Here is a 13,073-nt window from a genome sequence, read left to right as displayed (position 1 = left end):
ATGTCGGTTTATCAGTTGTGCTAACAAAAAATGATTGTTTTTAAAGATAATTTAATTCATAATATATATAGAATGAAAAAAAGGAGGTTTTATTGTTGAAAGTTGCTATTTGTGATGACAATCCAACGTTAACCGAAAAAATAAACACGATGCTATTTAATTATAACCCAAATATATTTGAAACCTATACCTACTACAATCCTCTCAAGTTAGTCAATCAACTTGACCAAGAAAATTTTGACTTTTTTATTTTAGATATAGAAATGAGTGAAATGAGCGGAATAGACTTGGCAAAAAAAATCCGAGAACGTGATATTTTATCACCTATCGTTTTTTTGACGAGTTACAAAGAATACATGGAAGAAGTCTTCCAAGTACAAACTTTTGATTATTTATTGAAACCGCCTACGGAAGATCGGTTGCACCAAGTTTTGGAAAAACTGAGACAACAGCTAGAAAAAAAAAGAAATTATTTTGTATTTTCTAGTAACAAAGTTACTTATAAAATACCAACCAAAGATATCATTTATTTCGAAAAAGATAAAAGACAAGTATTGATTCATACAGTTGGAGAAATCTACAAACCCTATATGTCAACGAATCAGATAAACGAACAACTTGATACGAATTTTGTGCAAGTCCACTCTTCTTTCATAATAAATTGCGCTTATATAAAAGAGTTAGGAAAAAATTTCCTATTAATGGATTCTAAAGAAAAATGTATTGAAATACCAATAAGTAGGCGCTTCAAAGCCGCCGCTCATAAAAGTATAGTTATGTCCATGAGAGGAAAGATATAATGCTTGATATAACATTACGAAGCCTAAGTTTGTTAGTTTATTTATTTCTTATCTCTTATTTTTTTTCTAATTGGTCAACAGCTATTAAAAGTCATAGAGAATTTTATAATGTCATCTGGATTGTTATAATCATATCAGCCATGGTTACGATTATATTATCCAATGCTTACATACCGAACATTTATTTACCGTATCTTAACTTATTACTAAGTTTCATTTTAACTTACACTATTGCTATGCTACACTCGGTCCCTTATCTCGACTCGGCCGTATGGACAATGACACTTATATCAATAAATTTAATCTGTGAAGTATTGTCGTTACACTTTACGAAAATAATTTTAAATGCAGAATTAACATCCTATGGTAGCCCTACTTTTTTCATAACTTCAATAACAATTACAACTTTGATTGGGGTAGCCTGGATAGTCATACTTAAATTTTCAATAGTTAAAGAAGCAAAGTCTGAATTATCGACAAACTTATCATTTATTGTGATTTTATTACCTATTCCCATACTATCAATAATCATTTTATTTGGGCTTTTAATAGGAAACAACAATGACAAAATTTCTGAGATTACTATTACGATTAGTGTCATATTTTTAAACATCTGTGTAATTTTTCTTTATAAAATCACTATAGAATATCAAAAAAATCAATATGATCTTACTTTGAGAAAAAAAAATATCGAAGTGGAGTATAGAATTTTAAATGAAATAAAGAGAAACAGAACTAACGTTTTAAAATTAAAACATGATTTGAAGAATCAATACTTAACAATCCTCGGACTTATCGAAAATGAAGAAGTTAATGAAGCTATCGATTATATTAAGAGTAGTTTTGATATTTTAGAACCACCAACAAAAACTTATGCTGCCGATGGAGTATTAAACTACCTATTGAATGAAAAGCTTGCTGAAGCAAGAAAGAATCAAATTAATGTTGATCATCAGATATTTGTCTCTAAAAATATAAAAATTAATAATGACGTTCTAACTATTGTAATTGGAAATATAATTGATAACGCCATACAAGCATCGAAGAGAATCAAGCCGATTGACAGATATGTCAATATAATTATCAAGCAAGTCAATAATGATTTATTTATTGAAGTATCTAATAACTATAATTCTGAAGAAATTTTTACAAGAAAACATAGAAAAGATAAAGGTTTAGGAATGAAAAACATTGGTGATCTCTTACAACAATTAGGTGGTATTCAACGTCACTGGACGAAAGAACGTAGATATTTTGTAACTATAGTTATATTTAATGTATACAAAGGAAACAAATGCGGTGATAACTAATCAAGTAAATCACCGCATTTTTTAGTATACTTCCATGTCGCATAATTTATCAGAAAATTTCAAAAATAACCAAACAAGCATCAATCCCATAATCGTTGAAAATAGGAACGTTATAGTTGGAAAATTCATAAGACCCATAGCAGAAAAATTCGAATATATTAGCATTAGTACCACTGACGTTATTATTGAAGCAATTTCCGATTGTTTCCAAATTGAAATTATTTCTGACAATATCAAAATTACGAATAGTAGACTACAACTTGTAACTATGGTAATAAGACCAAGGTAAATTTCAAAAAATAAATTTGAACTATGAAACTTCAAAATTAAGTTAAGCAAAACTTCAGTCACAAATGAAATAAGAAGCGCACTTCCAAAGCTAGATAAGATTATTACGTAAAAAGAACTTGTTTTTTTTACGAGAAGCTCTTTTCGATCAATCGGAAAAAGAAACGTTCTATTCCGGTGATTGCCAACATAAAATCGTACAAGCTCTTTCCTTAGTAATACAGCTCCATAAATTGATATGCCGCACATAGAAACAGTGTTCGATAATGCTATAATTCCTTGAAATGACGAGATCGTATCAGCACTTTCATCAAATATCCCCACAAATGAGAAAAACATAAAAAATAACATTTGGATTACCAGTGTAATTAAGAAAACTTTAAACCAAACATTTTTAATTTTATCTAATTCATATCTATAAACATTCAATTTTGAGTCACTAATCATGTTTTCTCTTTTGTTCATCATAATACTCTTTCAACCCCTCTCTATACTCTTCTCGAATCTCAACCATTGATTTTGGTTCTTGTACATTGCCTTTCTCTATAAATATAACGTCATCAAGAAATGTTTCCATATCTCTCAATATATGACTACTAATTATCAACACTCTATTTTCGGACAAGGTCTTAACATTCTCAATAAATAACTCTACACCATCAGGATCTAAACCGTTAAATGGCTCATCTAATAATACTAATGAAGGGTTGTGAGCTGTAGCAAGACCTAGCAAAAACCTTTGTTTCATTCCTAAAGACATTGTATTAAACTTTCTTTTTTTATTTACATTTAGACCAACATCCATTAATAGAGTCTCTATCATTAACAAATTTTTTAACTTGTAATAAAAAGCATGGTCATTGTATATATCTTCAAGCATAAATCCATTTAAACTATCTGAGTTAACAAAGTTAGTACCCACCTGCAATAATATTTTAGGGTCTGCTATTTCTACTTGCCGATTGTCTATTTTAAGTATTCCACTATCAGGTCTAAGCAAACTACATAGACATTTCATCAAAGTTGTTTTACCTGCACCATTCGGACCAACTAATCCATAAATTTTCCCTACTTCTAAATCTAATTGATCAACCTTTAAATTGAATGTATCACTTACTTTTTTATATAAATTATTTATATTTATTGTTTGCATTTTGCAATTCAGTCCCTTCTTGACAATGAAATAAGTGAAAGTAATGTAGTTAACACGAACCAAAAACAAACTACAATAATATTAGAAACATTAACAGTATTCTGTTCATAAAACAGTGATCTTATCAAATTACTCGATGGAACAAATGGTAAAAATTCAAAAAAGTTCACTAAAGCAGAAGGCAATCTATCTGTTGGATAAGTAATAGGCGAGAATAAAAGTCCACCTATCATAATTATCTGAGTTGCTAATCCTACTACATTAGGTGTTAGCCAATATGCCAAAGCAAAACCTATAGAGATCATACATAATTGAATTAGACTAAGAATAGCTAGGGCCTTCATTGAGAATCTAATTTGGACATCGAATCTTAAATATGCCGCTAAAAATGACATAAACACCCCAGGTAGTGAGGCCATTCCCCAAATTATAAAGTCGGAAATTAATATGTTCAACCGAGAAACTGGCAATGTCCTTTGATAGTCCACAATGCCCTCCTGTTTTGCTGTACTTACTATTTGAGCAGCAAGAACGCACCCTACCGCAATAATCCCAAGAGTAGTTGCTCCAGATGACAGATAGATAGCTGTCTGATTATTCACATCTGGTATTAGAAGTGCTAACCCGTAGACAATTGCTAATGATAGAAATACTTGAGTTAATGTAAAAACAGGCAATAAGTATTTATGTCTTAATAAACTCCACCCTACTAAAGCAAATAATTCCTTAATCATTGATTTTCTTCTATAATTTTTTATCATTTTCATCTATTAACTCTCCATAGGTTTCATTTAAGGATTTTGGGGAAACTTTATAATTTTGAACTTTTCTTTCTATTACTAATTTCATGACCCAGTCAACTGCTTCTAACACTTGACTGTTCTCTAATTCCATTTCTATCATTAATTCCTCATCGTTTATGTTAGTCTGAATTGCACTCGGTACTATTACACTCTTCAAATCACTTAGATTAAGAAAGTTAACAGTCATATAATTTCGATCGTTTATTTTTATAGACTGTTTTTTTAAGTTCTTATCCTCAAGAACCTTTCCATGATTCATTAAAATATATCTATCAGCATATTTTTCAACTTCTAAAATATTGTGTGTGACCACGATGATTATATGCCCCTTATTAGATAATTTTTTCAGATATCTCCATATTTTTTGCCGTCTAATAGGATCCACATCATTAGTAGGTTCGTCAAGGACTATTATTGGAGAAGGATACACAACGGCCATTGCAAATGAAGTGAGCCTTCTAAGTCCGCCTGAAAGTTTCTGTCCTGGTATATCTTTCCATCCATCTATTTTTAATTCTTTTAAAATTTTAATACACTCTTCTTCAGCTATTTTCTGACTGCCTCCTCTTATTCTTATTATTGACTCGACAGATTGAGCCATCGTTATACCTGCCAAGGGAGCATGTAGTTGAGGCATCATAGAGACATATTCTCTTGCAATTTTACTATCTCTCGCAAATGATAGACCATTAAATGTTATAGAGCCCTTTGTTGATTTCGTTATACCTATAATCTGATTCAACATTGTTGTTTTACCAGCGCCGTTATGTCCAGCTATGGCAGTTATTTCACCTTTATTAAAGCGCAAATTTATATTATCATTTGCACAACTCTCTGATTTCTTGTACTTTTTACTTAGCGAATGTAATTCTAACTGTTGATTCAAAGCAAACCTCCTATATTTAGACTTAATTAAATTGATTGATAACAGGTTGGAACCATAACCAAATTATCATTGCTAGCACACTTATGCTTATTACTTTAATAATGATTAATTTCATAATTGCGACCTCTTCAAAGTAGAAAGGATTATCAACCACAAAAGAAATCAAAATGTTAATATCTGTTTTTTGTATAATGATAAATTGCCACAATATCCTTGTTATAAGTATTGATGCCGCAATAGAATTAACTCCAACACTTTTATTATTCATAATCAAAAAAAATAACAAGAATATTGCATCTGACGACATTCCAGAGGTGATCGCCGTGATTCTACCAAACCTACTCCACGTCCATACATGAGTCATAGGTATCGTAGCAACGGCTTTAACTATGTTTAAATTGATTTTCCTTGAATTCCTTGAAAATATAATGTGCATAAATTCATGAAAAGTTGTAGATACGATTGAGACAAGAATAGCAATTAGAAGAAATTTTAAAGGATTTGTAAACAAAACATTTACTGCACTTCCAAAAGGAGACCCCTTGATTACGAATAAAAATATGCTAATCGTAAACGCAATAATACCGTTAACATCAATCAGGAAAGAGGAGCTTTTAAATAAGATATTCTTAGGCTCGACAAATAGCGGCTTATAATCATCTCTCTGATCGGCTTTTTTTATCATAATTTTATTTTCAACTAATTCATTGAGTACCTCTTCTTCGATTAGTTCGGATGAATTAATTTGTCTCGCCACTTCATCACTCAACACTAATAGTTGATTTTCTTCTGATACATAAACCCAATCGCCATTGTTTAGCTTACGTTTTAACGTACGAGCTTCGGTATAGTCTCGGCCTATTTCTTCTCTTGATAATATTGAAATATTTCCCATTGGGAGACATCTCCTTTACCACAAGTTGGACATTCACTCTCAAACCTTGGCCAAGTTTTATGCGTGAACGAGTTTCCGTCCTCATAGTTAATTTCATATTGCGTTCCCAAACTTTTTGGCTCAGCATATCTTGTTACCACTCTTATTAACTCATCTACAATTGATGCTGTTAATTGAAAGATACCAGGACCATAAGCTATGGATGGAGGAGCAAATTGAATATTTCTAAAACCTACAAATTGTTCAACAAATTTAGGGTCATTTTTACTGAAGTTCAAATTCATGCAATCAAAGCATCCTGTTTTCTGGGGTATTACAGTGTATACTCTTCCTCGGCTAACCTGTGAGGCACCAAACACGCACGGCAAACCAACTTTTACAATAGCTTCATTCACAATTCTATGTATAAGGAAAGGGGGTTCATCAATAGCGCAAACAATGATATCTATTCCTTCTGTCAATTCAACAACATCATTCACATCTATTATTTTTTTATCTACAGTTTCAACGTTAATATTTGAGTTCATTTCATTAATGGCTCTTTTAGCAACTACAGTTTTCTTCTCACCAATATCTGCTTCTCTATATAGTAATTGACGACCTAAATTACTTGCTTCAACTCGGTCATAGTCCACCATTCTGATCATCTTGGGGCCAAGACCCGCTAGTAACGTTAGATTATTTGATCCTCCTCCACCAAGACCTAATAATAGTATTTTCAAGTTATTTATCTTTTCCTGTATTTCAAATCTATCATCATCAGCTTTACAGTACCTACTAAAGTAATTCACATTAGCTAAGTATCTATCTTCAATCATTCTACCAGGAAACGTCTCCTCGATTAGACCTTCATCATTTAAAAAATCTATCCCTTCTTCGATATCTTTTACTGTTAATTCCGGATATTTCCTCTTCATTTCTGTGACAACTTCATCAAACGATCTAACTCCATCGAGTAAATTAGATAATGTCCAAAATTGACCTTCATCATCATCAAATTCAATAGTGATTCCTAATTGGGCCCCAACTCTAAATCTCTCTTTATTTAATTGATATAATGGATAGATTGGTTTTATTCTGGGATATTTATACTTCATTTTTTTCACTCCTTATTAAAAAAATGACGAGATATTTCTATCTCGTCTAACCGTTATTTGGTTATCAAATTAGATAATAATCCACCATGCTGTTGCATCAACTGTATCGGCTTTACGTACGTTAATTTTTTTCATTCCGCATCACTCCTTCTGCTAAACTTTTTATTGAAAAAGAAAATAAATTTCTCTTTCAGTATATCTATATAATAACTTTGACAATCATAAGTATTATTGATTGGTAATAACTAACAATTTCAATGTAACAATTTGCAAAACAACTGCTGATTTTGCAACTATTTGATTAAAGCGTTGAACGGGTATATCTTATATTAGGTTACAGTTTAAAAAAGAAATGTAAAAAATGGACAAAAATGAACTACAGCCAAAAAAAGAATAAAAGCAAATAAACTAGCAGCTATTATAAGTTTTTTTAACAATATTTATAGCGGGACAAACCATCTCACTTTTCTGGTATTCAGACTTGCTACTCTATTCAATATTTATTTGAATTGAGATGCTTTCACTAATTTTAATTTGAATTCTACCTGATAAGTTCATAAAAAATAACCTCCAAAAATTGTATTTTTCAGATACAACTTTTGGAGGTTAAAATATCTTACCTCAGCCTATTTCTTGGCATTTTTCCATACTTATCATTTCTCTACTTCTCTAAATAAAACTCAAATCGACTTCCTGCATACTGCGTACGAACATATTCAAAAGGTAGTCCGTTTTCAAAATAGGATACTTGGCGCACACGCAGAATCGCATCGCCTCGTTTAATCTCTAAATATTCTGCGATCTGTTCCGATGCTTGAACAGCAGAGATTGTTTGGTTAGAGTGGCCAATTTTGTGGCCAGATTTGGCTTCAAGTGTTTTATAAAAAGAGTTCGTGATTTCAGATTTGCCATATTGCGAGACCAATGAATAAGGAATGCTCGCCACCTCAAAACAAATCGGAATGTCATCCGCAAAACGAATTCTTTCCATTCGTAAAATTGAATCTTCTGGACCTAGTTGTAATTTTTCCATCTCACTAGAACTAGGTTTCGCTACAAAATAAGACACCGTCCGACTAGAAGGAACGCGATTTTGAGACAAGGTAATTTCTGTAAAACTAGTGGTACCTGTCATTGTTTCTTGAACTTTCTTACGTGCTACATACGTTCCTGAACCAATTTTTCGTTCTAAAATCCCTTCGTCTGCTAAAGTCTGAATGGCTTGGCGTAAGGTCATTCGACTAACATCAAATTTCAAGGCTAATTCTCGCTCAGAGGGCAAACGATCCCCGATACTCCAGACACCTTTTTCAATATCTTCTTTGATTTTATCGTGAATTTGAATATAAATTGGTATATTTTGAACCATTTACGCTTCCTCCTCTTCGTTCATCTCCTCTTCTATTATAACTGGTATAGACCGTGTAAACAACCAAAAAATGATAAATAAAAGAGGAATTGGAATTTTTATCAAAGTTGGTCTAGTTGCATGCTTTCTTTTTATAACAAAAACATTTGGCTTAGTCAGTAAAAAGTGACCAAGTCAAATGTTTTTAAACGAATTGCTATTAGTTATTATCTTTTTACATTTTCTTCTTTCAACAACTTGTTCGCTGTGGCCATCATCAAACGGATTCGGTTTAACTGATTAACCAAAGATACCCCTGGATCATAATCCACCGCCGCAATGTTTGCTTGCGGATATTGACGTCGTAGCTCTTTCACGACCCCTTTTCCAACAATATGGTTTGGTAAACATCCAAACGGCTGCATACAAACGATGTTATTCACCTCATGTTTTAAGAGCTCAATCATTTCAGCTGTTAAAAACCAACCTTCACCCGTATGATTGCCAATTGATAAAATTTTACTTGCGTCTGCTGCCATATCATAAATGGAATGAATGCCATCAAAACGGACCGACTTTCTCAATGCCTTATCCATTGGTTTTTCTACCAATTCAATGATTTTTATCGCAAATTCTGCTAAACGTTTGCTTTGTTTTGACATGCCCATATTTTCGTATTTCCAAATTTGATTGTACAAAGAATAGTTCATAAAGCCAACAATATCTGGCACAACTGCTTCAGCACCTTCTTCTTCTAGCAAACGCACAATATCATTATTCGCTGTCGGCGAATATTTCACTAAAATTTCCCCGACCACACCGACTTTTGGTTTTTTTATCTCTTGTAAAGGAATTTCATCAAACGTCCGAATAATTTTTTTCATGAAGTGATTAAATTGTGTCAGCGAACCATTCCGGACATTGGCTTCCACTCTTTTTAGCCAATCTTGGTGCAGTTGATCCACCATTCCTTTTTCTGTTTCATAAGGTCTTGTTCGATAAACTACTCGTTCGAATAAGTCACCATATAAAAAGGCAACTACTAAGCGCTTGATCATTGGCAACGTAAATTTAAATCCTGGATTGGATTCGACTCCTTTATTGCCCATCGAAACTGAAACTACAGGAACTTGAGAAAAACCAGCATCATTTAAAGCTTTTCGTAATAAGGGAATGTAATTCGTTGCGCGACAACCGCCCCCTGTTTGCGTCATTAAGACACTGACATTATCCAAATCATATTGACCACTTTCCAAAGCTTCAACTAGTTGTCCGATGGAAATAATTGCTGGGTAACACGCATCATTATTGACATATTTTAACCCGACATTCACAGCTTCTTTGTCTTGCGCAGGCAAACAGACGACATGATAGCCAGAAGCTTGTAATGCTACATCGACTAATCCAGATTGATGAATCGGGCTAAGCATTGGTAACAGTAAGGTATGTGTTTTTTTCATTTGTTTTGTAAACACAATTTTCTCCGGCTCTTCCATTTGCATATGCGGAACAAACTGTTGCTTCTCCCGCTCATTGACAGCCGCTTTCAAGGAGCGCAACCGAATACGAATTGCGCCCAAATTCGCACCTTCATCGATTTTGAGGACTGTATAAATTTTGCCAGACCGATCCATGATTTCTTCTACTTGATCGGTTGTCACAGCATCTAAGCCGCAACCAAAGGAATTCAGTTGGACAAGTTCTAAATTTTTCGTCTTAGCCACTACTTTAGCCGCCGCATATAAGCGAGAATGATAGACCCATTGATTCACCACACGTAAATTCTGCACGTCTCCAAGATGCGAGATACTGTCTTCTGTCAAGACATGGAATCCTTCCTGTGTAATGACTTCGGCAATGCCGTGATTAATTTCTGGATCCAAGTGATACGGTCGTCCCGATAAGACAATTCCTCTCTGGCCTTTTTCAGTTAACATGGCTAACGTTTCTTCGCCTTTTTCTTGAATTTCTTTTTTAAAAGCTGCTAATTCTTGATAACCATGATGCAGCGCTGTTTGAATTTCTTCTAAGTAAATCCCTAAATCAGCAAAATTTTCAGCTAAAACTTTGGCAACTGCAGCTTCATTCGCTAAATTAAGATAGGGATTTCGATAATCTACTTGGCCCTCTCTGATGGCATCCACATTATTTCGAATGACATCTGGGTAGCTTTGCACAATTGGACAATTAAAATGATTATCCGCTTCCACTGTTTCTTGCTGTTCAAAAACGACACCAGGATAAAAGATAATTGGCACTTGCGCATCAATTAATGCTTGAATATGTCCATGCGCCATTTTCGCTGGGTAACAAACCGTATCACTGGGAATCGTTTCAAGGCCTTGTTCATAGATTTGCTTATTAGAACGTGGCGATAATTCGACCCGAAAGCCCAAGTCAGTAAAAAATGTATGCCACAAAGGATAATTTTCATACATGTTTAGGACTCTAGGGATACCCACGCGCCCACGAAACGCTTTATTTTCCCGCAAAGGTCGGTACTTAAATAACTTGCGGTACTTATAATCAACCAAATTCACTTTGCGTTCTTCTCGTTTAATTTTAATTCGTGCACCACGTTCACAGCGATTTCCCGTAATAAATTGGCGCCCATCTGAAAACACTGTGACCGTTAATTGACAATTGTTTTCACACAAGCCGCAATGAGTAAATTCCTTTTCAGAGGTAAATGCCGCTAACTCTTCTAAAGAAAGAAGCGTGGTTTCTTCCCCAATTTCATAAGCGTCCAAAGCAATCAGCGCTGCTCCATAGGCCCCCATCAAACCAGCAATAGATGGACGAACCACTTCACGACCGCTAATTTTTTCAAAAGCTCTCAAGACCGCTTCATTGTAAAATGTTCCTCCCTGGCAGACAATCTTTTCTCCCAACTCTTCAGGTCGGCGAACTTTAATGACTTTATAAATGGCATTTTTGATGACTGAATAAGATAGTCCAGCAGAAATATCGCCGACAGAGGCCCCTTCTTTTTGAACCTGTTTCACTTTTGAGTTCATAAAAACAGTACACCGAGAACCTAAATCAACAGGCGCTTGCGATTCTAAAGCCGCCAAAGCAAAATCCTTCACATTATATTTTAAAGATTGCGCAAAGGTTTCGATAAAGGAACCGCACCCAGAAGAACAAGCTTCATTTAATTGTATCGAGGAAAGCACGCCATTTTTAATGGTCATCGCTTTCATATCTTGTCCTCCGATATCCAAAATAAAATCCACACCTGGCTGAAAATGGTTGGCTGCTTTGTAATGGGCCATCGTTTCAACTTCACCAATATCGACTTTTAACGCATTTTTTATTAGCTGTTCTCCATATCCTGTAACAGCCGCTTTTCCGATAAAAACTTCTTCAGGCAGTTGTTGATAAAGTGATTTCAGTACTGTCATGGTGGTTTCTAAAGGTTGCCCTTGGTTATTACCATAAAAAGAAAACAACAAATGACCATCTTCATCAATCAATGTGACTTTTGTCGTTGTAGAGCCTGCATCAATCCCTAAAAAGGTCACGCCAGTATGTTGAGATAAAGGTTTCTCCGTTGCTTGAGCTTGCGCGTGTCTTTCTCGAAAATCTGCCAAATCTTCTGCGCTGTTAAATAACGGTGGTAACGTGTCGCTCGGCTGTAAATCAGTAGCCTGGCTGTTCACTAAGCGCTGAATTAATTCTTCCAATGTACATTCGGCTGCATCTTCTGAATAAAGTGCTGCACCCATTGCTACAAACAGTTGCGGTTGTTCTGGAAAAATAACATCTTCTGGCTGAATTGCTAAGGTTTCAATAAACCGTTTTCTCAATTCTGACATGAAAAATAAGGGTCCCCCTAAAAACGCTACTTTACCTTTAATTTTGCGACCAGCAGCTAACCCGGCGATTGTTTGATTAACTACCGCTTGAAAAATACTTGCCGCGATATCTTCTTTCGCTGCTCCTTCATTGATTAAAGGTTGAACATCCGTTTTGGCAAAAACCCCACAGCGGGAAGCAATCGGATAAATAGTTTGATAATTCTTCGCCAATTCATTTACTCCATTGGCATCCGTTTTAAGTAAAACAGCCATTTGATCGATGAAGGCGCCTGTCCCACCTGCACAACTACCATTCATTCGTTGCTCTAAAGCACCATCAAAAAAAGTGATTTTTGCATCTTCTCCGCCAAGTTCAATAGCAACATCCGTTTCTGGTATTATTGTTTCAACAGTTCGTGTACACGCGATAACCTCTTGAACAAAGGGAATCCCTAATACCTCAGCCAGCCCCATACCACCAGAGCCAGTTATGCTCATTGTCACAGGTTGGTCTGCACCAATCCTTGCTAGCCCTTCTTTTAAAATGCGTTCCGTTGCTGCTTTGACATCTGAAAAATGGCGTTCATATTTTGTAAAAATAGGCTGATTTTGTTTATTTAAAAATACTAATTTTACTGTCGTTGACCCAACATCAATCCCTGCTCTCATAACCATCAATTAAAATACCCCTTC

The 13,073-nt window shown here is 34.5% G+C and carries 10 protein-coding genes; 2 read left to right on the top strand and 8 right to left on the bottom strand.

Annotated elements, in window-relative coordinates:
- The first annotated feature begins 95 nt into the window (after positions 1-95).
- Both IGJ03_RS05385 and IGJ03_RS05380 read left to right on the top strand, forming a co-directional pair.
- Positions 96-800 carry a LytR/AlgR family response regulator transcription factor gene (locus IGJ03_RS05385; protein WP_002399975.1) on the top strand — a complete coding sequence of 235 codons (705 nt, stop codon included), beginning with the start codon at positions 96-98 and terminating at the stop codon, positions 798-800.
- 278 nt (positions 801-1,078) lie between these two features.
- Entirely contained in the window at positions 1,079-2,110 is a 1,032-nt protein-coding gene (locus tag IGJ03_RS05380) for a sensor histidine kinase (RefSeq protein ID WP_224785632.1), read from the top strand.
- 21 nt (positions 2,111-2,131) lie between these two features.
- Here IGJ03_RS05380 and IGJ03_RS05375 read toward each other — a convergent pair whose 3' ends face one another.
- From IGJ03_RS05375 to IGJ03_RS05340, 8 genes are all read right to left on the bottom strand, one after another.
- Positions 2,132-2,866 (bottom strand): hypothetical protein, encoded by a 735-nt coding sequence (locus tag IGJ03_RS05375; protein WP_002382255.1) that lies wholly within the window; start codon positions 2,864-2,866, stop codon positions 2,132-2,134.
- On the bottom strand, positions 2,838-3,551 hold the full coding sequence (locus tag IGJ03_RS05370; protein ID WP_002378341.1) for an ATP-binding cassette domain-containing protein: 714 nt from the start codon (positions 3,549-3,551) through the stop codon (positions 2,838-2,840). Before IGJ03_RS05370 ends, IGJ03_RS05375 begins: the two co-directional genes overlap by 29 nt.
- 8 nt (positions 3,552-3,559) lie before the next feature.
- A complete protein-coding gene (locus IGJ03_RS05365) occupies positions 3,560-4,318 on the bottom strand; it encodes an ABC transporter permease (RefSeq protein WP_002382254.1) in 759 nt (252 codons plus the stop codon).
- Positions 4,296-5,240, bottom strand: coding sequence for an ABC transporter ATP-binding protein (locus IGJ03_RS05360; protein WP_002363836.1), 945 nt, complete (start codon positions 5,238-5,240; stop codon positions 4,296-4,298). Before IGJ03_RS05360 ends, IGJ03_RS05365 begins: the two co-directional genes overlap by 23 nt.
- A 22-nt stretch (positions 5,241-5,262) precedes the next feature.
- Positions 5,263-6,135 (bottom strand): hypothetical protein, encoded by an 873-nt coding sequence (locus IGJ03_RS05355; protein WP_375804704.1) that lies wholly within the window; start codon positions 6,133-6,135, stop codon positions 5,263-5,265.
- Positions 6,099-7,232 (bottom strand): ThiF family adenylyltransferase, encoded by a 1,134-nt coding sequence (locus tag IGJ03_RS05350; RefSeq protein ID WP_375804703.1) that lies wholly within the window; start codon positions 7,230-7,232, stop codon positions 6,099-6,101. The genes IGJ03_RS05355 and IGJ03_RS05350 overlap by 37 nt, the downstream gene beginning before the upstream one ends.
- Positions 7,233-7,893: 661 nt before the next feature.
- Complete coding sequence (locus tag IGJ03_RS05345; RefSeq protein ID WP_002357800.1) at positions 7,894-8,601, bottom strand: GntR family transcriptional regulator; 708 nt, start codon at positions 8,599-8,601, stop codon at positions 7,894-7,896.
- A 206-nt stretch (positions 8,602-8,807) separates the two neighbouring features.
- The gene (locus tag IGJ03_RS05340; RefSeq protein ID WP_429861486.1) at positions 8,808-13,055 is read right to left on the bottom strand and encodes an acyl-CoA dehydratase activase-related protein; all 4,248 of its coding nucleotides are present in this window, start codon (positions 13,053-13,055) and stop codon (positions 8,808-8,810) included.
- Positions 13,056-13,073: the final 18 nt, after the last annotated feature.

It is taken from the genome of Enterococcus sp. DIV1315a (genome assembly GCF_051712325.1).
GTDB classification, from domain to species: Bacteria; Bacillota; Bacilli; order Lactobacillales; family Enterococcaceae; genus Enterococcus; species Enterococcus faecalis.
Note: the sequence above shows the minus strand (reverse complement) of the source record. Positions and strands in the feature narration are given on the sequence as shown.

What these genes read in the sequence shown, in the direction of transcription:
- IGJ03_RS05375 (WP_002382255.1), bottom strand. Translation starts at nt 2,866, where the DNA reads ATGATGAACAAAAGAGAAAACATGATTAGTGACTCAAAATTGAATGTT.
- IGJ03_RS05380 (WP_224785632.1), top strand. Translation starts at nt 1,079, where the DNA reads ATGACACTTATATCAATAAATTTAATCTGTGAAGTATTGTCGTTACAC.
- IGJ03_RS05345 (WP_002357800.1), bottom strand. Translation starts at nt 8,601, where the DNA reads ATGGTTCAAAATATACCAATTTATATTCAAATTCACGATAAAATCAAA.
- IGJ03_RS05355 (WP_375804704.1), bottom strand. Translation starts at nt 6,135, where the DNA reads ATGGGAAATATTTCAATATTATCAAGAGAAGAAATAGGCCGAGACTAT.
- IGJ03_RS05365 (WP_002382254.1), bottom strand. Translation starts at nt 4,318, where the DNA reads ATGAAAATGATAAAAAATTATAGAAGAAAATCAATGATTAAGGAATTA.
- IGJ03_RS05340 (WP_429861486.1), bottom strand. Translation starts at nt 13,055, where the DNA reads ATGGTTATGAGAGCAGGGATTGATGTTGGGTCAACGACAGTAAAATTA.
- IGJ03_RS05350 (WP_375804703.1), bottom strand. Translation starts at nt 7,232, where the DNA reads ATGAAGTATAAATATCCCAGAATAAAACCAATCTATCCATTATATCAA.
- IGJ03_RS05370 (WP_002378341.1), bottom strand. Translation starts at nt 3,551, where the DNA reads ATGCAAACAATAAATATAAATAATTTATATAAAAAAGTAAGTGATACA.